The sequence below is a fragment of the Amycolatopsis sp. MJM2582 genome, from assembly GCF_000754115.1.
In the GTDB taxonomy this organism is placed as follows: domain Bacteria; phylum Actinomycetota; class Actinomycetes; order Mycobacteriales; family Pseudonocardiaceae; genus Amycolatopsis; species Amycolatopsis japonica.
Genome location: NZ_JPLW01000001.1, coordinates 1,460,240 through 1,481,240 on the forward strand (window position 1 = coordinate 1,460,240; position 21,001 = coordinate 1,481,240).

Annotated in this window: 25 protein-coding genes, 1 tRNA gene and 1 pseudogene; 14 read left to right on the top strand and 13 right to left on the bottom strand. The window is 66.6% G+C overall.

The features are described 5' to 3' along the window. The first annotated feature begins 9 nt into the window (after positions 1 to 9). Complete coding sequence (locus ED92_RS07150) at positions 10 to 936, top strand: bifunctional 2-polyprenyl-6-hydroxyphenol methylase/3-demethylubiquinol 3-O-methyltransferase UbiG (RefSeq protein WP_235213210.1); 927 nt, start codon at positions 10 to 12, stop codon at positions 934 to 936. Here ED92_RS07150 and ED92_RS07155 read toward each other — a convergent pair. After that, on the bottom strand, positions 877 to 1,524 hold the full coding sequence (locus ED92_RS07155; RefSeq protein WP_037336175.1) for a VanZ family protein: 648 nt from the start codon (positions 1,522 to 1,524) through the stop codon (positions 877 to 879). The two genes, ED92_RS07150 and ED92_RS07155, sit on opposite strands and share 60 nt — an antisense overlap. Before the next feature lie 150 nt (positions 1,525 to 1,674). Between ED92_RS07155 and ED92_RS07160 the strand changes: the two genes are divergently transcribed. The 3 genes from ED92_RS07160 (at position 1,675) to ED92_RS07170 (ending at position 4,414) form a co-directional block, all read left to right on the top strand. Continuing rightward, positions 1,675 to 2,160 carry a GNAT family N-acetyltransferase gene (locus tag ED92_RS07160; protein ID WP_037334426.1) on the top strand — a complete coding sequence of 162 codons (486 nt, stop codon included), beginning with the start codon at positions 1,675 to 1,677 and terminating at the stop codon, positions 2,158 to 2,160. Between the two features lie 120 nt (positions 2,161 to 2,280). Next, positions 2,281 to 3,966 (top strand): bifunctional UDP-sugar hydrolase/5'-nucleotidase, encoded by a 1,686-nt coding sequence (locus ED92_RS07165; protein WP_037334428.1) that lies wholly within the window; start codon positions 2,281 to 2,283, stop codon positions 3,964 to 3,966. Between the two features lie 109 nt (positions 3,967 to 4,075). Beyond that, positions 4,076 to 4,414, top strand: coding sequence for an MmcQ/YjbR family DNA-binding protein (locus ED92_RS07170; RefSeq protein WP_037334431.1), 339 nt, complete (start codon positions 4,076 to 4,078; stop codon positions 4,412 to 4,414). Here ED92_RS07170 and ED92_RS07175 read toward each other — a convergent pair. Together ED92_RS07175 and ED92_RS07180 are read right to left on the bottom strand one after the other, a co-directional pair. Beyond that, complete coding sequence (locus tag ED92_RS07175; RefSeq protein WP_037334434.1) at positions 4,411 to 4,938, bottom strand: GNAT family N-acetyltransferase; 528 nt, start codon at positions 4,936 to 4,938, stop codon at positions 4,411 to 4,413. The two genes, ED92_RS07170 and ED92_RS07175, sit on opposite strands and share 4 nt — an antisense overlap. 34 nt (positions 4,939 to 4,972) lie before the next feature. Continuing rightward, complete coding sequence (locus ED92_RS07180; RefSeq protein ID WP_037334437.1) at positions 4,973 to 5,365, bottom strand: pyridoxamine 5'-phosphate oxidase family protein; 393 nt, start codon at positions 5,363 to 5,365, stop codon at positions 4,973 to 4,975. 36 nt (positions 5,366 to 5,401) lie between these two features. Here ED92_RS07180 and ED92_RS07185 point away from each other — a divergent pair, with 36 nt between their 5' ends. Together ED92_RS07185 and ED92_RS07190 are read left to right on the top strand one after the other, a co-directional pair. After that, positions 5,402 to 5,803, top strand: a complete 402-nt coding sequence (locus ED92_RS07185) for a DUF4279 domain-containing protein (protein ID WP_016338169.1) — start codon at positions 5,402 to 5,404, stop codon at positions 5,801 to 5,803. Between the two features lie 61 nt (positions 5,804 to 5,864). Continuing rightward, a complete protein-coding gene (locus ED92_RS07190; RefSeq protein ID WP_037334440.1) occupies positions 5,865 to 6,518 on the top strand; it encodes a hypothetical protein in 654 nt (217 codons plus the stop codon). 3 nt (positions 6,519 to 6,521) lie between these two features. Here the strand turns inward: ED92_RS07190 and ED92_RS07195 are convergent, their stop codons facing one another. The 3 genes and pseudogenes from ED92_RS07195 to ED92_RS43280 form a co-directional block, all read right to left on the bottom strand. Beyond that, positions 6,522 to 7,016 carry a GNAT family N-acetyltransferase gene (locus ED92_RS07195; RefSeq protein WP_037334443.1) on the bottom strand — a complete coding sequence of 165 codons (495 nt, stop codon included), beginning with the start codon at positions 7,014 to 7,016 and terminating at the stop codon, positions 6,522 to 6,524. Between the two features lie 27 nt (positions 7,017 to 7,043). After that, entirely contained in the window at positions 7,044 to 7,559 is a 516-nt protein-coding gene (locus tag ED92_RS07200; RefSeq protein WP_235213211.1) for a hypothetical protein, read from the bottom strand. A gap of 130 nt (positions 7,560 to 7,689) precedes the next feature. Continuing rightward, a pseudogene (locus ED92_RS43280) lies at positions 7,690 to 7,896 on the bottom strand (YdcF family protein); the annotation flags it as partial. 639 nt (positions 7,897 to 8,535) lie between these two features. Between ED92_RS43280 and ED92_RS42410 the strand changes: the two are divergent. After that, positions 8,536 to 9,528 (top strand): hypothetical protein, encoded by a 993-nt coding sequence (locus ED92_RS42410; RefSeq protein ID WP_152610838.1) that lies wholly within the window; start codon positions 8,536 to 8,538, stop codon positions 9,526 to 9,528. A gap of 32 nt (positions 9,529 to 9,560) precedes the next feature. On the opposite strand, the gene ED92_RS07205 is transcribed toward ED92_RS42410, so the two are convergent. Both ED92_RS07205 and ED92_RS07210 read right to left on the bottom strand, forming a co-directional pair. Beyond that, positions 9,561 to 10,208, bottom strand: coding sequence for a YdcF family protein (locus ED92_RS07205; RefSeq protein ID WP_037334449.1), 648 nt, complete (start codon positions 10,206 to 10,208; stop codon positions 9,561 to 9,563). A 65-nt stretch (positions 10,209 to 10,273) separates the two neighbouring features. Then, a tRNA-Gly gene (locus ED92_RS07210) sits at positions 10,274 to 10,344 on the bottom strand. A 110-nt stretch (positions 10,345 to 10,454) separates the two neighbouring features. On the opposite strand from ED92_RS07210, the gene ED92_RS07215 reads away from it, so the two are divergent. Both ED92_RS07215 and dcd read left to right on the top strand, forming a co-directional pair. After that, positions 10,455 to 11,660 carry an oxygenase MpaB family protein gene (locus ED92_RS07215; protein WP_037336180.1) on the top strand — a complete coding sequence of 402 codons (1,206 nt, stop codon included), beginning with the start codon at positions 10,455 to 10,457 and terminating at the stop codon, positions 11,658 to 11,660. Between the two features lie 13 nt (positions 11,661 to 11,673). Beyond that, positions 11,674 to 12,255, top strand: a complete 582-nt coding sequence (gene dcd / locus ED92_RS07220) for a dCTP deaminase (protein WP_016338162.1) — start codon at positions 11,674 to 11,676, stop codon at positions 12,253 to 12,255. Here dcd and ED92_RS07225 read toward each other — a convergent pair. Next, complete coding sequence (locus tag ED92_RS07225) at positions 12,252 to 13,439, bottom strand: NAD(P)/FAD-dependent oxidoreductase (RefSeq protein WP_037334453.1); 1,188 nt, start codon at positions 13,437 to 13,439, stop codon at positions 12,252 to 12,254. The genes dcd and ED92_RS07225 overlap by 4 nt on opposite strands. Positions 13,440 to 13,512: 73 nt before the next feature. Between ED92_RS07225 and ED92_RS07230 the strand changes: the two genes are divergently transcribed. Both ED92_RS07230 and ED92_RS07235 read left to right on the top strand, forming a co-directional pair. Further along, positions 13,513 to 13,971: a MarR family winged helix-turn-helix transcriptional regulator gene (locus tag ED92_RS07230; protein WP_037334456.1), complete on the top strand. Its 459-nt coding sequence runs from the start codon at positions 13,513 to 13,515 to the stop codon at positions 13,969 to 13,971. A gap of 121 nt (positions 13,972 to 14,092) precedes the next feature. Beyond that, positions 14,093 to 14,785 (top strand): CAP domain-containing protein, encoded by a 693-nt coding sequence (locus tag ED92_RS07235; RefSeq protein WP_152610839.1) that lies wholly within the window; start codon positions 14,093 to 14,095, stop codon positions 14,783 to 14,785. On the opposite strand, the gene ED92_RS07240 is transcribed toward ED92_RS07235, so the two are convergent. The 3 genes from ED92_RS07240 to ED92_RS07250 form a co-directional block, all read right to left on the bottom strand. After that, positions 14,779 to 15,774, bottom strand: a complete 996-nt coding sequence (locus ED92_RS07240; RefSeq protein ID WP_037334462.1) for a cation diffusion facilitator family transporter — start codon at positions 15,772 to 15,774, stop codon at positions 14,779 to 14,781. The two genes, ED92_RS07235 and ED92_RS07240, sit on opposite strands and share 7 nt — an antisense overlap. Positions 15,775 to 15,804: 30 nt before the next feature. Then, positions 15,805 to 16,317 carry a DUF742 domain-containing protein gene (locus tag ED92_RS07245; protein WP_037334464.1) on the bottom strand — a complete coding sequence of 171 codons (513 nt, stop codon included), beginning with the start codon at positions 16,315 to 16,317 and terminating at the stop codon, positions 15,805 to 15,807. A gap of 155 nt (positions 16,318 to 16,472) precedes the next feature. Further along, positions 16,473 to 18,767 (bottom strand): (Fe-S)-binding protein, encoded by a 2,295-nt coding sequence (locus ED92_RS07250; RefSeq protein WP_037334467.1) that lies wholly within the window; start codon positions 18,765 to 18,767, stop codon positions 16,473 to 16,475. A gap of 153 nt (positions 18,768 to 18,920) precedes the next feature. On the opposite strand from ED92_RS07250, the gene ED92_RS07255 reads away from it, so the two are divergent. Genes ED92_RS07255 through ED92_RS07265 form a run of 3 tightly spaced genes read left to right on the top strand, consistent with a single transcriptional unit; the run spans position 18,921 to position 20,265 of the window. Then, positions 18,921 to 19,247 carry a multidrug efflux SMR transporter gene (locus ED92_RS07255; protein ID WP_037334469.1) on the top strand — a complete coding sequence of 109 codons (327 nt, stop codon included), beginning with the start codon at positions 18,921 to 18,923 and terminating at the stop codon, positions 19,245 to 19,247. Next, positions 19,248 to 19,808: a TetR/AcrR family transcriptional regulator gene (locus ED92_RS07260; RefSeq protein ID WP_016338154.1), complete on the top strand. Its 561-nt coding sequence runs from the start codon at positions 19,248 to 19,250 to the stop codon at positions 19,806 to 19,808. 22 nt (positions 19,809 to 19,830) lie between these two features. Continuing rightward, positions 19,831 to 20,265 (top strand): GNAT family N-acetyltransferase, encoded by a 435-nt coding sequence (locus tag ED92_RS07265; protein ID WP_037334472.1) that lies wholly within the window; start codon positions 19,831 to 19,833, stop codon positions 20,263 to 20,265. Positions 20,266 to 20,327: 62 nt separating this feature from the next. Here ED92_RS07265 and ED92_RS07270 read toward each other — a convergent pair whose 3' ends face one another. Next, complete coding sequence (locus tag ED92_RS07270) at positions 20,328 to 20,867, bottom strand: YbhB/YbcL family Raf kinase inhibitor-like protein (protein WP_037334475.1); 540 nt, start codon at positions 20,865 to 20,867, stop codon at positions 20,328 to 20,330. Positions 20,868 to 21,001: the final 134 nt, after the last annotated feature.

The window sequence follows — 21,001 nt, forward strand, 5'->3', positions numbered from 1 at the left end:
CTGGTGGGTATGGAGCAGGGGGCGTTCACGGCGGACGGCTGTTCGGTGGAGGTGTACCGGCTGTTGCCGCCCGGCGACGAGCCGGGGATCGTGCACGCGGCGGCCCCGCCCGGGGCCCCGATCCTGGAGCTCGGCAGCGGCGCCGGGCGGGTCACGCACGCGTTGCTGGAGCTCGGCCATCCGGTGGTCGCGGTGGACGATTCGCCGGAGATGCTCGCCCACGTCCGTGCCGAGACGGTGTGCTCGAAGATCGAAGACCTGCGGCTCGGCCGGGTCTTCGACGTGGTGTTGCTCGGCAGCCACCTGGTCAACACCGCCTCGGAAGCCGATCGGGCGGCCTTCCTGGCCACCGCCCGCGCGCATGTCGCGCCCGGCGGGCGGGTGCTCGTCGAATGGCATCCGCCGGAGTGGTTCGACTCGGTCCGCGACGGTCAGGGCGGCACGCTCGGCGAGGTCGACGTCCGGCTCGGTCAGGTCGTCCGTGACGGCGACCTGCTCTCGGCCGTCGTGCGGTACTCGGCGGGCATCCGGTGGTGGAGCCAGGCGTTCACCTGCCGACGGCTGGACCTGCAGACCCTGAAAGCTGCCCTGACCAGCGCAGGCCTGACCTTCGAACGCTGGCACACCGAAGACCGGACCTGGTTCTCGGCGAGCCCCGAGTGGCCTGCGACACCCACTTTCGTCTCAAGGGGTGGTCAACTCAGCACGATGTGCGTACTGTTTGTGATCTCGCACACAAGGTCGTTCCGAGGAGGCGTTTTGCAGCTCTCGCTCATCCTCGGCCTGGTCGCGTTGATCTTCGTCGTGGCCACCGTGCTGGTGATCGCGGAAGACCGGCGGGCCGCGCGGCGCGCGGCCCAGCGACGGCAGGCGAGGCTAGCGGACCTGGGCGAGATCGACCCGCTCGCGGCGCGGAAGCTGAAGCTCGACCGTTGAGGGAACGGGCTTCCGCACGAGGCTGAGCAGCAGGGCCCCGGCGATCCAGCCGAGCATCGCGCCACCGGTGTTGTTGAGCAGGTCGTCGACGTCGAAGATCCGGTAGACGTAGGGCGCGGTGCCGAAGTTCGCGGTCAGCTGCGTGACCTCGATCAGCAGCGAAGCGGCGAAGCCGATCAGTGTCGTGCCGACGAGGCCGCGCTTCCAGAGCGTCCTGGCGAAGAAACCGAGCGGGACGAACAGCAGCACGTTCATGGTGGCCTGCTGGAAGGTCTGCGTGGTGAACCAGTCGGCCATCGGCAGCCCGTGCTTGAGCAGTTCGGTGTGGATGTCGGCGACCCACTGGAAGGGGTTCAGCTGCACGGTCTGGCTCAGCCGTTTGACACCGGGGCCGGGCAGCGGCAGGAAGGTCACCGCCACCGTCATGGTCGCGTAGAGCAGTACGGCGGCCATGGTCAGGACGGGACGAAGCCGCACTCGGCCGTGCCGCGCGTGCAGGACGATCAGCTGCGGGATCAGCACCGTCGCCCAGAGCGCGAAGAAGCCGATCAAGCCGTACTGCAGGGCGGTGACCTGTGCGTTCGTCATGACCACGACGTTATGGATCACGAAGGGTCCGCCACTTCGGTCGAAGGGCCGCGGCGGACGGCGCCGGATCGGCCGAGTGGCCGACCCCGATCTTGGCCGATCGGCGATATTCGTTCCCCGATCCGCCGCTCGACGTGGGATTCTGCCCGGATGTTGCTCGTTCGACGGCTCGTCCCCTCGGACCTCGACGTCTTCCGCGAGATCCGCCTGCGTGCCCTGACGGACACTCCCGAGAACTACGGCTCGATCGCCGCGGCCGAAAGCGCGCAATCCGACGAGGAGTGGCTCGCGAAGCTGGCGGGCGACGTCTGGTTCGCCGCCTTCGACGACGAGCGTCCGGTCGGTCTCGTCGCCGGACGGGCGCGGGACGACGGCTGGATCCTCTACTCGATGTGGGTCGCGCCCGAAGCCCGGGGCCGGGGGCTGGGCACCCGGTTGATGGGCGAGGTGCGGTCGGCGGCCGAGGACGACGGCGCGCGCGAGGTGTGGCTGCACGTCGCGGAGGACAACGACCGGGCGCGGCGGCTGTATCTGAAGCTCGGGTTCATCGCGACGGGTGAACTGGAGCCGATGCCGAACGACGTCACCCGGCGGCGTGAGCGTCTTTATTTACCTGTTACCGCCGGTAGCAGTTAATGGCTCGCGGGTACTGCTCGACGGCAGTGCGCGCGCCATGTGACGGTTGCCTATCGTCCTCCTTTTTCCTCTGGTGAAGGTCAAACCCGCAAGGCAGACTCCTCCGCCGTGCGCCCAACAATGAAGCTCTCCACCCGGCTGGCCGTCGTCGCCGGTGCCGCGCTGACCGCGCTGGCCGCCGTCGCCGCGCCCGCGTCCGCCGCGTCGGCGACCACCGACGTCCGGCTGATCACGTTCAACGACCTGCACGGCAACCTCGAACCGCCGTCCGGTTCGAGCGGCCGCGTCACGCTGCCCGACGGCAGTACCGTCAACGCTGGCGGCGCCGCCTACCTCGCGACGCACCTGAAGAAGCTTCGCGGCGAAGCGCGCAATTCGGTCGTCCTGTCGGCCGGTGACAGCATCGGCGCGTCGCCGGTGATCTCGGCGCTGTTCCACGACGAGCCGACCGTCGAGCTGCTGAACCGGCTCGGCGTCGAGGCTTCCGTGGTGGGCAACCACGAATTCGACGAGGGCCTCAAGGAACTCCGCCGGATGCAGCACGGCGGCTGTCACCCCACCGACGGCTGCCAGTTCCGCGAATCCTTCAAGGGCGCGAACTTCCCCTTCCTCGGGTCCAATGTGTACTACGAGAACGGCGTCCCGGCGTTGCTGCCGTTCAGCATCAAGGTCTCCGGCGGCGTCCCGATCGGCGTCATCGGCGCCACGCTGAAGGATCTGCCGCAGGTCGTCACCCCGGAGGCGATCAAGGGCCTCAAGTTCGGCGAAGAGGTCCAGGCCATCGACCGCACGGCCAAGCTGCTCGACTTCTTCGGGGTCAAGGCGCAGGTCGTACTGCTGCACCAGGGCGACAACTCCGAGACCGCCGGTCCGGACGAGTGCAAGGTCAAGCCGGGTGCGGCGACCGCGATCGCGCAGAAGGTGACGTCCAAAGTGGACGCCATCTTCACCGGGCACAGCCACCAGCAGTACAACTGCGTGATCAACGATCCCGACGGCGCACCGCGTCCGGTGATCCAGGGCGCGTCGTTCGGCCGTCTGCTGTCGGTCGTCGACCTGAAGATCGACCGCCGGACCCGCGACGTCGTCCGCGGCGAGACCAAGGCGCACAACCAGATCGTCACCCGCGACGTCACCCCGGACGCCGACGTGGTGAAGCTGATCGACGAGGCGAAGACCAAGGCCGCGCCGATCGCGAACAAGGCCGTCGGCACCATCACCGCGGACCTGGTCGCCAAGGGCGCCGCGTCCGGTGAGTCGCCGCTGGGCGACGTCATCGCCGACGCCCAGCTCGAAGCCACGAAATCGAACGGCGCGCAGATCGCGATGACGAACCCGGGCGGTATCCGCACGGACTTCACCTACGCGTCGTCGCCCGCCGGCGAAGGCGACGGTGTCGTGACCTACGGCGAGGCGTTCGCCGTGCAGCCGTTCGCGAACATCATGCAGACGATCACGCTCACCGGCGCGAACCTGAAGAACGTGCTCGAACAGCAGTGGCAGGCCAACGGCGTCGTGCGCACGCTGCAGATCTCGAAGTCGCTGAAGTACTCGTACTCGGCGTCGGCGGCACAGGGTTCGCGCGTTTCGAACCTGACGCTCGACGGCGCGCCGATCGACCCGGCGGCGTCGTACCGCGTTTCGGTGAACAACTTCCTCGCGGCCGGCGGGGACGGCTTCACCGAGTTCACGAAGGGGACCAACCTGTCGGGTGGTCCGGTGGACCTGGACGCGCTGATCGCGTACTTCGCGGCGCACCCGGGCATCGCTCCGCCGCCCGCGGACCGGATCACCGTCCTGCCGTAGCTCCCGCGAGTGTCATGAAAGGGCTGTTCCTGACGTTTTTCGTCCTGAACGGCCCTTTCATGACGTCAACGGGGTGGTTTTGTCAGTGACCCAGGGCACAATGTCCGCCATGACGACCTGGGAAGAAGTCGTGGCTCTGGCGGGCAGGTTGCCGGAGGTCGAGGAGTCCACGTCGTACCGCACGCCGTCGCTCAAGGTCGCGGGCAAGAACTTCGCCCGGCTACGCACCGAGGCCGAGGGCGGGCTGATGCTGCTGTGCGAGCACGCGGAGAAGGAGGCCCTGCTGGCTTCCGGCGACCCCGCGTACTTCACCACGCCGCATTACGACGGCTACGGCGCGATCCTCGTCGACCTCGAGAAGGTGGAGAAGGCACAGTTGAGCGAACTCATCGAGGAGGCCTGGCGGATGAAAGCACCCGCCAGGCTCACGAAAGGACTGAACGACTAGCGGAGTTCCCCTTCGAGCAGGCTCATCAGGTACTCGTCGTGCCACTGGCCGTTCTGGCCGCGGAACGACTGCCGATGCCTGCCGTCCACCTGGAACCCGAGCTTCTTGTAGATGTGGATCGCGGCCTCGTTGTCGACCACGACCCACAGCGCGATCATGTGCAGCCGCATCATGTCGAAGCCGTAGCGGCAGAGCGTGCGCATGGCGTCGGTGCCGTAGCCGCCGCCCCAGTGGTCCTTCTCGCCGAGGTAGATGTCGAGTTCCGCGCGGCCCTGCTCCGGGGTGGCGTCGCGCAGGGTGCAGGTGCCGATCAAGGTGCCGACGGCGAGGCTCTCGATCGCGAAATCCACCTGGCTGAAGCTGTTGGGTTTCCGGTGGGTGAAGCGTTCGCGGATCTGGGCGAGGGATTCCGGGTGGTCCGCGGGCAGCCAGCGCGTGACCTCCGGGTCGTTGTGCCAGCGCCACAGCGTGTCCGCGTCCTCGGGTTCCAGCGGGCGCAAGCGGATCAGTTCACCGGTCAGCATCGTCCATCCCAAGATCGGTATCGGACTTTCCAGACTATTGGGCGACACCCTCGAGCAGCCACCGCTTAACGGGGACTTCCAGCAGCACTCTGGCGCCGAACGGGGCGATCTCAACTCCGGCCGCCCAGCCGTCGTACTTCGCCGCCAGGGCCGCGAGGACGTCTTCGCGCAGAGCTCCTCGATGGACGCGCGCCACGCCTTCGGCGACAGCCGGAGCGTCGCCGTCCTCAAGCGCGAGGCTGACCCGCGGATCGCCGTCGATGTTGCGCACCTTGACGTTCCGCTCGCCGCTCCCGATCCAGAAGACGTCGTCGAGATACACGAACCACACCGGCGTGACGTGCGGGGATCCGTCCCCGCGGAGCGTGCACAACCAGGCGTTGCGCTCCCGGGCGAGCCGTTCGATAAGCGATTGATCACGTTTCATCTGGTCAGCCTGCCCGAAAGCTAGGGTGCCGGGCGTATGAAGGTCCACCAGTACTGCTACTTCGCCTTGAAGAGCGAAACCGTGTCCGCCGGGGAGATCACCGCGCGGCTCGGCATGGAGCCCGACGAGGTGCTGGTACTGGGTTCGCGGTCCGCCGAACACCGGTTGCCGCGGATGCACGCCTGGAAGGTGACGCATCGCGGTTCGGAACCGGTCGACGACCAGATCGAGAGCGTGATCGGCAGGCTCGCCCCGGTCCGCCCGGAAATCCGGCGGCTGGTGGACGAAGGCGTGAGCGCGGTGCTGCAGGTGGTGCGCTACTTCCATCACCGTGACGGCGGCGAGGAATTCGGCTGGCACCTCTCGCCCGCCGTGATCGCGTTCCTCACCGAAGCGGCGGCCGCGCTCGACGTCGACGAGTACGACCTCAGCGAATGAGCTTCCGCCGGTCGTGGTGGGATGGGGCCCCACAGCCGGACAACCCCGTTGGGAGCCCAGCATGTCGAGCGAGAACTGGCCGATGAGTCAGGATCCCGAGTCGCCGGTGATCATCTCCCGGTCGCTGGTGGAGGATCCGTCGAACCTCGCGTTCGTCGTCCTGGACGACGACGGCGACTGGTTCATCAGCGACGGCAACGAGTTCTCCGAGGACATGGAGGAGAACAAGGACGCGTTCGGCGCGCTGCCCCTGCGGGACGCGGTGGAGCTCATCCCGGAGATCGCCGCGCTGGCCGGCCTCCCCACCGGCATGGCCGCCGACTGGGATCCGGAGCGGCGCACGTGGCTGCTCAGTTCGGTCGCCGACTCGGACGACGACGAGGAAGACCTCCTGGTGCGCGCCGCCCGCCTCGCCGCGTGGACGCATCCCGGCTCGCCGCTGGAGGAAGTCCAGGTGAGCACCGAACTCGCCGAGATCTCCACCGACCCCGCCGCCCCGGTGCGAGCCGTCCGCCAGGTCGTCCGCGAGGCGGACGGAAGTTGGCTGCTCGTCGGCTTCCAGGTCCCGGAGAGCGAGGACTTCGAGGTCGAAGCCCTCGAAATGGAACACGCCGTCACGCTGTATCCCGACGTCGCGCTGGTGCTGAGCGCCGCGCCCGGCCAGGTGTACGACCGGCCGAGCGCCGACGCCCCTTGGGAACTCGTCGAAGGCTGACGCTCAGCCCCGGCCGAAGTCGCAGTACATGACGTGCAACCCGATGCGCCCCAGCGTCGGGTGCTCGAACGCGCCCGGCACCGTCCCGACGATCTCGAACCCGAGCCGTTCGTAGATCCGGATCCCGGCGGCGTTCGACTCGGCGACCGCGTTGAACTGCATCCCCGCGTAACCCCGTTCCCTGGCCCAATCCAGGGCATCCGCGCACAGCGCGCCACCGATGCCCTTGCCGCGAACGTCCTTGTCCACCATGAAACTGGCCGTCGCCACATGGGACCCGGGCCCGCCGCGGTTCGGCCCCATCTTGGCGGTACCGAGCACGCGGCCGCCCTCGACCGCGACCACCGTCCGGCCAGGCAGCGTCTCGACCCAGGTGCCGCGGGCGTCGTCCTCGGTGAGGTTCGGGTCGTAGGTGTACGTGTCCGCCGCCCGCACGACTTCGCGCACGATCGGCCAGACCTGTGCCCAGTCGTCTTGGGCGAACTCCCGGATTTCCATACCTGGCACGGTAACGACGCGGGGAAATCAATAACCGGCCCGGCGGTTCCGGCGCCACCGCCAGGCGAAGCCGGAGAGCAAGAGCAGGCCGGCGACCGTCAAGCCCGAGCCGATCCAGATCCGCGTCGAGCCGGATTCCCGCTCGACACGGACCCCCGGCGGCAATCCGGCCGCGATCCCGTCGATCCTGGTCTGGACCGAACGATGGTCGAAGACGCTCAGCTCGCCGTCTTCCGCCAACGTGGCCAGCCAGCGGCGAATCTCGTCGTTCTGCTCGCGGGAGAAACCGGGGAACTCGAGCGAGGCGTCCCGCAGCACTCCCGGACCCATGCACCTGAGCGGGTCCCCTGTGGACGCGTCGAGATATTGGCCTGTCGCCCCGCATTCGTCACCCGCCTTGGCGAAAACGACGGTGTACGGCCCCGGGGTGCTGCCGGTGTTCAAGCCGACGATGAGGAAGATCCCGCCGACCAGGAGGAGCGGAAGGATCAGCGACCCGGCCAGCACGGTCAGCAAGGCCGCGGCCGTACTGTCGCTCGGCATTTTCCGCACGGTGGAGAAGGTAATCGCGGGGCGCGGGACGGGTCCCCGGCTTCGGCTCAGGTCGTGACAGGGCCGGTGACGCGTGACTGTGTGGATTTTGGGACGTCAGATGTCCCGAAATCCACACAATCACGGCGAAACCACGCTCGGCGTAGACGGTGATCCGTTGCGTATCACCGACAAGCATGTTGATCACCCGGTTCACATCGCCGATGCTCGCGACGTAGTCATCCAGCGGCAACGGCCGGGAAGCGCAGATGAGGTCCACCCCAGGCCATAGCTTCCTGCAGGTCGCGTAAGCCCGCCACTGTTGGTACGGCCGAGAGATGAGAACGACCAAAATCGCACGTGGGGCGCAGACGTCGTCCGGCAGGGTCGCGGCCATCATAGGGGCCCAAATCGAAAGCCCCAGGTCCTAAGTGGATATCCACTGGCCTGGGGCTTCGCGTGAGAGCGGATGACGGGAATCGAACCCGCGTATTCAGCTTGGGAACCAAGGGTGCTCATACTGGAAGGCCCTGACCTGCGGACGATGCTTGCTCGGGTGGCCACGATTGACCGTGGCTGACCCCCTGAATGGCCCAACGTTCCCCTGTCTCCACCTGCGTCTTTGTGCCTGTTTGCTCCGCTTCCCTCGCCCCTGCCATCTCTAGCGCCGGGCCGGTCGTGTCAAGGCACGCTTTCCCGCCTTGATGCGGGCGACACGGTGTTAGGCGCTGAGCAGCGAGGGACACCCGGTGACCACTGCCACGCGGTCAGGTGGGTCGGATGATCTGACGTCATGTTCCATGGGTCTCCGGTAGCGGCGGCGCGCTGTGCGGTGCTGCCTCGTCGGCGGGCTCGCCCGGCGTCCGCCATGGGACGGAGCCCGCCGTACGGGCGGTGACGTGCGCGCCGCCGCTGGCGGCGCCTTGACCCCATAGAGCCAAGTCCGGCAGGTGTGTAACTTGTATGCCTCAGTCGGCGACTCAACTGCATGACCCAAGATGACTCGTCGGATAAGGCCGGTAAGGACGCTGTCTCGCCGGACCCCGTTAAAGTGGTGGACGCGAAAGCGGAGCCAGGCGAATCGGGTCCCGCTGGCCTGGCTTGGGTGACGAAGTTGAGGCGTGGTGCCGCATTCTTGCTGGTGGTACTTCTCGTGCTATTGGCGATGTTAAGCTACCGGTGGTCTGCATTTGAAATCTGCCGCGATACTGCGGCTGCCAACTCGTCAGTTGTGACTTTATGCAATCCGTGGGCGACTCAAGATCTAGTCCCATTTATTGTTTTGGTTGGCTTTCTGCTATTGCCGGATTTGTCTGAGTTGAACATATTTAACCTGATAAGCATAAAAAGAGAGGTAAAGTCCGCAAAGGCTGAGGCTGAAGTGATCAAGGCGCGCCAGGAGGCTCTAGAGGTTAGATTTGCTTCTGCCGTCTCGCAAGTTTCGTCCCAGCAAACAAGTGTGGTCAGTCATAGTCACTTTTATAATGATCAGCGCGCTTCGGAACTGCCTGGCTTGATAGACAAGAAGGTTCACGATATTGACGAGCGACACGGTGATTCGACCAGCGATGATCCGGTTAATGGTGGGCAACACGATGAGTGGACGCCTGATCGTGAAACAGATTCCGTTGAGTCTCGCGATCGCGTTTCATCTGCAGAGTCGAATGGATCTACCGATGCTGGCGGCGTGTCGCTTGACATGATAACTGACGATGTGTTAAAGCTGGGCATACTGAACAACTGGGAGCAGCTTTCGGAGAGTTTACAGCTGGGGTCATACTACCGAATTAGTCAAGATGGTTTCACGCCAGCTCGTCGCAGATTTCTTGATTTATTCAAAGAGGAAATTGGTACGGTTGGAGCGGTTCGTAATAGTATTGCTCATGCTAAACCTGTTTCAAGGGAAGATCTCATCGGTGCGTATGACGCGGTTCGTCAACTTAACAAAATTTGGAGAGAATCTGCCGCAACTCTTGGTTGACTTGTTAGGAATAAATGATTCCCGCTCGAGAGTCAAAGCAGTCTCTTTGTGAATCCCTGCCTTATCAATTGGGTGTAAGATTCTTTGACTGTTGCAGGAACTTCCTGGGCAATCGCGAAACCGCGTTCCGCGTAGACGGTGATCCGTTGTGTATCACCGACAAGCATGTTGATCACCCGGTTCACATCGCCGATGCTCGCGACGTAGTCATCCGGCGGCAACGGCCGGGAAGCGCAGATGACGTCCACCCCGGGCCATAGCTTCCTGCAGGTCGCGTAAGCCCGCCGCTGTTGATACGGCCGAGAGATGAGAACGACCGACCCGACCTCGATGCCGCGTGACTCCAACAGCGCGCGAGTGAGCGTGATGTTGTCCCCGGTGTTCCGCGCCTCGGTCTCGACCAAGATCGCGTCATCCGGCACGCCCAAGTCAAGCGCGTGTTCGCGGTAGTGCACCGCCTCGCCGCGCGGGAAGCGTTCGACGGTGGTCGGCGCGTTGGCCCCGGTGAAGACGACGAGCGGGAACATCCCGGCATGGAACAGTTCCGCGGCACAGGTGGCGACGCCGAGGTCGTGGCTGCCGAGTCCGATCCCGACGTCGGCGGGCCGTAGTTCGTGCCGCATGTCGTGGTAGTCCCAGAGCGTCTGGACGTCGTGGCGGAGGTCGTCCGGCAAGGTCATAGGACTCCAAAGCGAAAGCCCCAGGTCTAAAGTGGACATCCACTGACCTGGGGCTTTCGCGTGAGAGCGGATGACGGGAATCGAACCCGCGTATTCAGCTTGGGAAGCTGATGTTCTACCATTGAACTACATCCGCAGTGCTCGGCCAGCATACATGGCCCGGATCTCTCCTTGCCAAGACCCCGCCCATCTTGACGTCGCCGCCGAAAGTGACAACACTTGTTGTCTACCTCGGAGGTGATCCGGATGGGCGAGCGGCTGCCTGACCCCGAACTGTTCCGTCAAGGCGGGTTCCGGGTCGCGTCGAGGTTGTTCATCGAGGGCGACATCAGGGGCGACGAGCGCCAGGTCGCCCGGTTGCGGCAGTTCGCGCAGCGCGAGGACCCGGCGGCCGACGTGCTGGTGCCGCTGCTGCGAAAGGGCGCGCAGCCCCAGTTCGAACAGGCGCTGCGTCAAGGCATCGACAGCGTCGAGAGTCCGCCGACGGAGCTCGAAGCCTTCTTTCGCGACGTCGAGGCGACGCCGTACTGGGTCGACCGGGACCGCCTTGACCGTGGAGCGCGGGCGATCACGCGTGCCGGGTTGCTCGGCCTCTTCCCGCTCGGCGACGTCTCGTTGATGGGCGGCTATCTCGCTTCGCGCGCCACGAAGTCGCTCGTCGGCACCGGCGAGATCGAGTACAAGGCGGCACGACGTCTCGTCGAGACGGCGACGTGGTGGATCCACGTGACGACACCGGGCGCGCTGGTGCCCGGCGGGCGCGGGTACGAGTCCGCGTTGCGGGTGCGGATCGTGCACGCCCACGTCCGCGCGGCCATGAACCGCCGCAAGGACTGGGATTACGCGGCGTGGGACAGGCCGGTCAACCAGGTCCAGACCGCGGGCACGCTCCTGCTCTTCTCCCTCGTCTACGTCTTCGGCACGCAACTGCTCGGGCTCCGCTACAGCGCCCGCGAGCGCGCCGACATCCTGCATCTTTGGCGCTATGTCGGCTGGCTGATGGGCGTCGACGAGGAACTCCTGCCCGCCGGCGAGGACGACGCCTGGCGGCTGCTGTGGCTGCTCGCGACCACCGAGTTCATTCCCGACGACGATTCCAAACGGCTCGCCGCGGCCCTCATGAAGGCCCACGCCGGGATCGGCGACGGCCGCGGCGCGCTCGGCAAGGTCCTCGCGCACGTGTCGGTCGCGGGGCACGGGGCGATCAGCAGGCTCCTGCTCGGCAAGACCAACGCCGACTTCCTCGAACTGCCCGACGATCCGATCGCCCAGGCGGCCGTGGTCGCGGCGGCCGGGGTCAACTTCGCCGCCGAGACGGTGCGGAGGGTGGTGCCCGGCGCGACGGCGCTCCAGGAGCTGATCGGGGCGGCCGGCCGTCGCCACTATCTACGGCAGGTGACCAAGGTGTTCGGGCTCGACCCGACCTACGGCAGGCACATGAAGGCCGCTTGACTACGCTGATCGCGTGCTCCTCAGCGACCGTGACCTCCGTAAAGAGCTCGACGCCGGCCGTCTCGGCGTCGACCCGTTCGACCCGACGATGGTCCAGCCGTCGAGCATCGACGTGCGACTCGACCGCTTCTTCCGCGTGTTCGACAACAGCAAGTACACGCATATCGACCCGCAGCTGCAGCAGGACGAGCTGACTTCGCTGGTCGAGAAGGAGGGCGAAGACCCCTTCGTGCTCCACCCCGGCGAGTTCGTCCTCGGCTCCACCTACGAGACCGTCACGCTCGCCGACGACCTCGCCGGCCGCCTGGAGGGCAAGTCCTCCCTCGGCCGCCTCGGCCTGCTGACGCACTCCACCGCGGGCTTCATCGACCCCGGCTTCTCCGGCCACATCACCCTCGAGCTGTCGAACGTGGCGAACCTGCCGATCACGCTCTGGCCGGGCATGAAGATCGGCCAGCTCTGCATCTTCCGCCTGTCCAGCGCGGCGGAGTTCCCGTACGGCTCGAACGAGGCCGGTTCGCGCTACCAGGGGCAGCGGGGCCCGACCCCGAGCCGCGCGTACAAGAATTTCCACCGCGTAGACACCTGGCGCTAAGAAGCGACCGGGGCTTCCCAATCGATCCGATGCCGCCACATGAAGGCGTTCGGATCCTCCGTCGGCGGGTTCTTGAACGCCCGCGTGAGGAAGAAGTCCCGGATCACCCGCCCGATGGGCCCGGCCGCCTTGTCGTCGCCGTTGCGCTTGCCGCGCTCGACGACGGCCTCGACGCGCTCGCGCCGCAGGCCTTCGTAGACGGCGAGCGCCTTCGGGATCGAGGGCACGTCACGCAGGCATCGCGCCAGCGTGACGGCGTCCTCGATGGCCATCGCGGCGCCCTGCCCGGCCGCGGGTGAGGTCGCGTGCGCGGCGTCGCCGATGATGACCATCCGGTCCGTCCGCCACGTCGGCACGCTCGGGAAGTCGTACGTCGCCCACGGCCGGTAGATCTCGCGTGTCGCGCGCACGATCTCGACGGCCGGGGTGCGGTCCACCGCCAGTCCCCGGATCAGGTCCTCGCGCCAGGTGGCCGTCACGGTGAGGTCGGACGGCGACGGCTCACGCTTCCGGGGGACGTTCGCGAACCACCAGACACCCCCGTCCGGGTGGACGACATGGGCGAAGAACAGCCGCTTGCCGAACGTCATGTGCATGACGCCGGGTTCGTCGTCCAGCCGCAGGCCTTCGGCCAGTCCGCCGGTGTTCAGCAGCGGCACGTAGCGCGGTGACGGCGCCTTCGGGTCGATGATCGTCCGCACCCGCGAGCGGAGCCCGTCGGCGCCGATCAGCAGGTCGCCTTCGGCCGATGAGCCGTCTTCGAAGGTCGCGAGGACGCCGTCGCCGGTCTCGCGCGCGTCGGCCAAACGTTTGCCGTAGCGGATCTCGATGCCGCGTCTGACGGCTTCGTCGCGTAGGCCGATATACAGCTCGGAGCGCAGCACGGTCTGGCTCACGGTGCCGTCCTCGAGCGCCCCGCCGAGGGCGAAATCCGCCAGTTCACGTCCGTCGCCGAGATGCATCTTTATCCGTGGCGTATCGAATCCCAGGCCCTTGACCAGGCTTTTCAGTCCCAGCGGCGCCAGTGCGTCGAGGCCGTTCACCGCCAGGGTCAGGAACGCGCCGACCCCTTCGGCGGTCCGGTCGTACGCCTCGTGGATCACCGGCTCGTGGCCCGTCTCGTGCAGTGCGATCGCCGTGATCGTGCCCGCGATACCCCCGCCGGCGATCAGTACCTTCGCCATATCGTTCACCCCATCGAATCTCTTAGAAACTAATTCGTTCTATCGAACTAAAGACTCCGCTAGGCTGGTCGATGTGTCAAGCGAGCGAGCGGAACTGGTCGAGCGGATCCTCAACGGGTCGCGCGCGCTGTCGACGGAGACGGTCATGTTCCACACGGCCATCGCCGAGCTGAGCGGACTTTCGGCCGTCGAAAGCAAGGTGACCGATTACCTCGCCCGCTTCGGACCGCAGACGCCGAAGGCTCTTTCGCAGCTGTCGGGGCTCGCGCCGGCCTCGATCACCGCGCTCATCGACAGGCTCGAAGGCAAGGGGATCGTCACCCGGAAGCCGCATCCCGAGGATCGGCGAAAGGTCCTGATCGAGATCGACGCGGCGAGGATGGCCGCCGCCGCGCCTCTGTGGGATCACCTGGTGAAGTCGGTCCGCGAGGCCTGCGAGAACTACACGGACGACGAGCTGAAGACCGTGATCCGGTTCCTCGCCGACGCGGCGGCGATCACGCACGACTCCACGGGCCGCCTCAGCCGCTGACCGGTATTACTACTTTCGGGGGTATTGCCGTAACCAGTTCGTGATAGTTTTCGGCCCCGTGTCCCCCAATAGAACACGAAGCCGGTTACTGCTTGTCACGCTCAGCGTCCTGCTGGGTGGGGTGATCGCCAGTGCGAGCTACCTGATGGTGACCGATCGGTTCCAGGGCACCGCGCTGAGCAATCTCTCACTCAGCGTCCCCGACACGAAGGGCAGACCGGGCGACGCCCTCGCGAAGCCGCCCGCCTACTTCGGTCAGACGTCGTCTCCGGCGCCTGAGGGTTCCGCGCCTGGCTCGGCCGCTCCGACATCGTCCTCGGCGGCTCCCACGTCGTCCACCGCCCCGCCCAGCTCGTCCTCCGCCGCGGCCGAGCCGCCCGCGAAGTCTTCCGAGGCTCCCAAGCCCACTTCGAGCAAGGCTCCGGAGCCGCCCCGTTCGCAGGACAGCTCGCTCGCCGGGCAGGTCATCGACCTCGTCAACGCCGAGCGCGCCGACGCGGGCTGCTCGCCGGTGAGCAACGAGTCGCATCTCGCCGCCGCCGCGCAGGGCCACAGCGACGACATGTCCGCGCGGAACTACTTCTCGCACACCACGCCGGAAGGCGTCACGTTCGACCAGCGCATCCGGGCCGCCGGCTACGACAAGCCCGGCGCCGAGAACATCGCCAAGGGCCAGTCGAACGCCGCCAAGGTGATGGACGCCTGGATGAACTCCGAGGGCCACCGCGCGAACATCCTGAACTGCAAGCTGAAGAAGATCGGCGTCGGCGTCAACACCAAGGGCATGTACTGGACGCAGAACTTCGGCTACTGACCCTTGTCCCACCGTTCGGCGATGTCGCCGTAGCGGGCCAGCACGGCCGCGCGCAGTTCGGCGTCCGTGCGCGGGACCGGTTCGATGAACACCTCGGTGACGTCGCCGAAGGTCCCGGTCAGCTCGGTCGCCATCCGGACGCAGGCGCGTTCGACGTCCGCCGCGCCGAGTGCATCGTCGAAGTCGACACGGGCGCAGACGAGTACCTGGTCGGTGCCCATGAGCATGGTCTGCAGGTCGACGACGGCCTCGATCTCCGGCGCGTTCCTCAGGTGCTCCCGCACCCCGCGCACCAGCCGGGGATCCGCCTGCCTGCCGATCAGCAGGCCGCGGTTGGTCCGCCCGAGCACGTAGGCGACCAGCGCCAGCAGGATGCCGATCGCGATCGACGCCGCGCCGTCCCAGACGTGCGAGCCGGTGAGCTGGTGCAGGCCGATCCCGGCGAACGCGAGCAGCAGGCCGATCAGCGCGGCCGAGTCTTCGAACAGGACGGTCTTCGGCGCCGGGTCGTCGATCATCCTCAGGTAGACCGAGACCTTCTGGCCGGAGTCGGCGGCGTCGCGGCGCACCTGCCGCACGGCCTGGAACCAGGAGACGGATTCGAGGGCGAACGCGATCGCGAGGACGATGTAGCCGACGATCGGATCGGTCTGCTCGGTCGCCTCGCCGAAGACCGTCGAGAAGCCTTCGTAGAGCGCGAACATCGCGCCGGAGGCGAAGATCGACACCGCGGCGAGCAGTGACCAGAAGTACCGCTCCTTGCCGTAGCCGAAGGGATGGACACGGTCGGCGGGGCGGTCCGACCGTTTCAGCGCGGTCAGCAGGAGCACCTCGGTGATCGTGTCGGCCACCGAATGCGCGGCCTCCGACAGCATCGCGCCGGAGCCGGTGATGATCCCGGCGATCAGTTTCAGCACGGCGATGGCGAGGTTGACCCCACCCGCCAGCACCACGGTCAGCGTGCTTTCGTCACCGGATTCTTCACTCACCTCGCGTAGCGTAGTGCGGGTGCGCCGATCTCACAGGCGACGCAATCCCTGCAGGACGCGTTCCATCAAGGCGAGTGCCGGATGACCGTCGAATTCAGCCTGCGTTTCGTGAACGGTGACCAAACCGAGTTCGGCCATGTCACCCAAAAGGACCTTTGCAACGCCGAGTGGAACACATAAGGACGCGGCCACTTCGGCGACCGAAGTCGGACGACGGCAGAGTGATCTCACGGAATGGAATTCGACGCTGAATCCCGGGGCGGTCCACGGTGCGTCGTTCCGGACGGAAATCATCGCTTCGATCGCGAAGTTCCGCTTGGACTGCGTGCGTCCGCCCGTGCGGACGTACGGGCGGACGCGCGTGCGTTTCCGTTCCTGTCGCGGCGGCCGCCGCGCGGCCGGGATGCTGGGGATGGTCGCTTCCTGGGCCACTCTGGCGAGTGCCGCGGACGACGGGATACGGGCGGTCGGGCGAACGGTCGGCGATCCCGGTGTGGCGAGCCGGTGCTCTCTGACCGAGCGGAGTTCGTGACGGTTGCCCATTGATTCCTCGCCCCTTTTTTCCGGATCCGCTGCAGCCTATCGCCACGGTGTACCGCCGAACGGGTAATGGAACGAAATAACCGCACCGGGATAAAACAAGAGGGAACATTCTCTCGCATTATGTGCGAGAGAATGTCCCCTCCGGGTGTGACGTTCTACTTGTCTTCCTCGGGCAGCGGAGTTCCGGTGGCCGTTTCGTCGGTCGGCGTGTCGGCCTTTCCGTCGAGTTCGGCGTCCGAGACCGCGTCCAAGGAGGGCGCGCCCGCCGGGACCAGTTGCGGCTCTGGCTTCCGCTTGACGGCGGTCAGCAGCAGCTGGGCGACGTCGACGACCTCGACCTTCTCGCTCGCCTGCCCGTCGCTCTGGCGCGCGGTGACGCCGTCGGTGAGCATCACGCGGCAGAACGGGCAACCGGTCGCGATCTTCGAGGGGGCGGTGCCGAGCGCTTCGTCGACGCGCTCGACGTTGATCCGCTTGCCGATCTTCTCTTCCATCCACATCCGCGCGCCACCGGCGCCACAGCACATCGAGCGGTCGCCGTGCCGCGGCATCTCGCGCAGCTGGGCGCCCGAAGCGCCGACGAGCTCACGGGGAGCGTCGTAGACCTTGTTGTGGCGGCCCAGGTAGCACGGGTCGTGGTAGGTGACGTCCTCGGCGACCGGGGCCACCGGGGTCAGGTGCTTCTCCCGCACCAGGCGGTTGAGCAGCTGCGTGTGGTGCACGACGTCGAACTGGCCGCCCAGCTCCGGGTACTCGTTCGCGAGGGTGTTGAAGCAGTGGGCACAGGTGACGACCACCTTGCGCGCCTTGCGTTCGCGGCCCTCGAACACCGAGTTCAGGATCTCGACGTTCTGCTGCGCCAGCATCTGGAACAGGAACTCGTTGCCCGCGCGGCGGGCCGGGTCACCGGTGCAGGACTCCTCCGAGCCGAGCACGGTGTACTTGACGCCCGCGATGTGCAGCAGCTCCGCGACGGCCCGCGTGGTCTTCTTCGCGCGGTCCTCGAACGCGCCGGCACAGCCGACCCAGAAGAGGTACTCGGTGTCGCCGAGGTCGCCGTCGAACACCGGCACCTCGAAGTCCAGGTCCTCGGTCCAGGCGAGCCGGTCCTTGGCGTTCTGCCCCCACGGGTTGCCCTTGTTCTCCAGGTTCTTGAACATCCCGTTGAGCTCGCTGGGGAACGCGGACTCGATCATCACCTGGTAGCGGCGCATGTCGACGATGTGGTCGACGTGCTCGATGTCCACCGGGCACTGCTCGACGCAAGCGCCGCAGGAGGTGCAGGACCACAGCACCTCGGGGGCGATGACGCCGCCGTCGTCACCGATGAGGGCCTTCTGGGACTCGGCGATCGCGAGAACGTCGATACCCGCGTACATGTTGTCGCCGGACAGACCGACCTCGTCGCCGGCCATGTCGCGCTTGCCGCCCGCGAGCAGGTACGGCGCCTTCGCGTAGGCGTGGTCGCGAAGCTGCGTGATGAGCAGCTTCGGCGAGAGCGGCTTGCCGGTGTTCCACGCGGGGCACTGCGACTGGCAGCGGCCGCATTCGGTGCAGGTGGAGAAGTCCAGCCAGCCCTTCCAGCTGAAGTCCTCGATCTTGCCGACGCCGAAGGTGTCCTCGTCCGGGTCCGCTTCTTCGAGGTCGAGCACCTTGCCGTTGCTCATCATCGGCTTGAGCGCGCCCAGCGCGACGCCACCGTCGGCCTCGCGCTTGAAGTAGATGTTGAAGAAGGCGCTGAAGCGGTGCCAGGCGATACCCATGGTCATCGTGCGCGCGATGACGAACAGCCAGATCGTCGCGCTCATCAGCTTGACGAAGGCGAACACCGAGACCAGGTCCGGGCTGGCGGGCAGCAGTTCACCGATCGGGTGCGAGACGAACGCGGCCCAGATCGGGGTCTCGTGGACGTTCAGCGCGGACTTCGCGGCACGGACGCCGATGATGCCGATGCCCTCGATGAGCACGACGGCCTCGATGAAGTACGCCCACTTGAAGTTGGAGCCCTGGAAGCGGGACTGCCGGTCCGCGCGGCGCGGGTGGTTCTTCTGCCGGATCCAGATCAGCACCAGGATGCCGACGATGGTGCCGACCCCGAGCAGCTCCATGAGCAGCTGGAACAGCGACCAGTCGTCGAGGATCGGCCAGCCCCACGTCGGGACGAAGACCTCGCCGTACGCCTCGAACAGCGCGAGCGACCCGATCAGGAAGCCCCACATGACCAGCCAGTGCGCCGGGCCGACGCTCTTGACCTTGTTCATTCGGGTGTGCGCGGCGAATTCCTTGATCAAGGTCTTCATGCGCGGGATGAACGGGCCGTTGCGGGTCGAGTCCGGCTGACCGAGGCGGATCACCCGCACGAAGCGGGCGATGGTCGCGAAGAACATTCCCCAGGCGACGACGCCGAGCAGGACCGCGATCCCGCCGAGCGTCAGCTGTACAGCGCCCATCTTCGGGTGCCTTTCGTCCGAGTGAAGCGTGTGGTGGTGGGGGCAGACTAATGCTTCTTACTGATGGGTAACCCACTGACCGCGCCCAAGTCCCACCGATGTGGTGTACGCCTCTCTTTGTTTTAAGACGATCGTCCAGGTAGTTTTTGTGACATGGGTGCGTATCTCCTTCTGGCTTTGGCCATCGCCGCTGAGGTATCCGCGACCGTGTCGTTGAAACTTTCCGAGGGCTTCAGCAAGGTGGGGCCGTCGATCGTCGTGGTCGTCGGATACGCCGTCGCGTTCGTCGCGCTCGCGTATGTACTGAAGGCGGGCGTGCCGGTGAGCGTCGCGTACGCGATCTGGGCCGCGGCCGGGGTCGCGCTGGTGGCGGCCGTCGGGATGGTGTTCTTCAAGGAGCCGGTCAACCTCTCCGTGATCGCCGGTCTGGTACTGGTGGTCGGCGGCGTCGTGTTGATCGAGGCAGGGAGCGCGCACTAAGTGAAGATCCAGGTCGACGGCCGCAAGGCCAGGGGCGAGAAGCGGCGCGAAGAGATCATCGCGGCCGCGTTGCGGGTGATCGAACGGGACGGCGTCGCCGGCGTCACCCATCGGACGGTCGCCGCCGAGGCCGGCGTGCCGACGGCCTCGACGACCTATCACTTCTCGAGCCTCGACGACCTGCTGATCGCCACCCTCATCTCGTGCGCGCGGGATATGGCGACCGAGGTCTACTGGATGATCGACCGCGCCCGCTCGCGCGGCAGCCGCGGTGCGGAAGAGGTCGCCGGGCTGCTCGCGGAGGCGCTGGGCCCGCGCCGCGGGCGGACGATGGCGGAGTACGAGCTGTACCTGCTGGCCGCGCGCAAACCCGAGCTGCGGCCGGCCGCCCGGCGCTGGCTGGACGTGCTCACCTCGATGGTCCGGCACGACGACGAGGTCGCGTTCCGGGTGTTCCTCGCCGGGATCGACGGCCTGCTGATCCAGGGCCTCATCGACGACGAGCCGCCGTCCGCGGAGGAACTGCGGCCGGTGGTGGACTATCTGCTGAAACCTCGTTGACCTGCTGGGTAGCGTTCGGATCATGAGGATCGTCGGCGCGTACGAACTGGATGACGACCCGGCACGGGTGGACCTCGACGTGGTGTGGAAGCACCTGTCCACCGGCGTCTACTGGGGCAAGTGGCGAGACCGCGAACTGGTCGAGAAGGTCTTCAGGAACGCTTGGCGCGTCGTGGGGGCGTACGAGACCTCGACCGGTCGTCTGGTCGGTTTCGCGAGGGCGTTCTCGGACACCATCGGCAGTGCTTATCTCGCGGACGTCTTCGTCGTCGACGACGCGCGTGGCGCTGGGCTCGGCAAGGAACTGGTCCGGGAGATGATCGACAACGGGCCGGGCGCGGAGTTCCGGTGGATGCTGCACACCGCCGACGCGCACGGGTTGTACCGGCAGTTCGGCTTCGGCGACCCGCCCGAAGGGCAGTACATGGAGCGGGGCCGGGCGAACGGGCAGGTCTAGGGCGGTCGTGAGTGGCGATTCGGGTTAGAACCCGAATCGCCACTCACGACCCGCTGGACCGATCAGCCCTTGTTCTCGTGCAGGGCCGTCAGCGACGCCCGGGCGATCGCGTGGCCGAAGAGGTTGAAGCCGAGGAACGCCGGCGTCGCGTCTTCGCCGACTTCCAGCTTTTCGACGTCGACGGCGTGCACCGTGAAGATGTACCGGTGCGGCCCGTGTCCGGGCGGCGGAGCCGCGCCGAGGAACTGCCTCACGCCGCCGTCCCCCTTCAGGGTGACAGCGCCCTCCGGCAGACCGGAGCCCGTTTCGTCGCCCGCGTTCGCGGCGAGCGCGGTCACCGACGCCGGGATGTTGAACACCGCCCAGTGCCAGAATCCGCTCGCCGTCGGGGCGTCGGGGTCGTAACAGGTCACGGCGAAGCTCTTGGTCTCAGCGGGGAACCCCTCCCACGACAACTGCGGGGAACGGTCCTCGCCGCCCGCGCCGAAGATCCCGGAAAGCTGGGGTGTCGGCAGGAAGCCGCCTTCTTCGATGTCGGTGCTGCTCAGGGTGAAGGCAGGCAGATCGGGCAGGAAGCTGTACGGATCGGGTGCCTGCGGCATGCGTCCTCCTGGTCGTTGAACAGATGACGGAGCCAGGTTATGACCCCGAGGCCCCGGGCGCGGGTTCAGGGACGAATCCGGGGGTTACCCCTATGTCCAAGCCGTCGTGGTGCCCTTAGCGTCGGGTTACACGA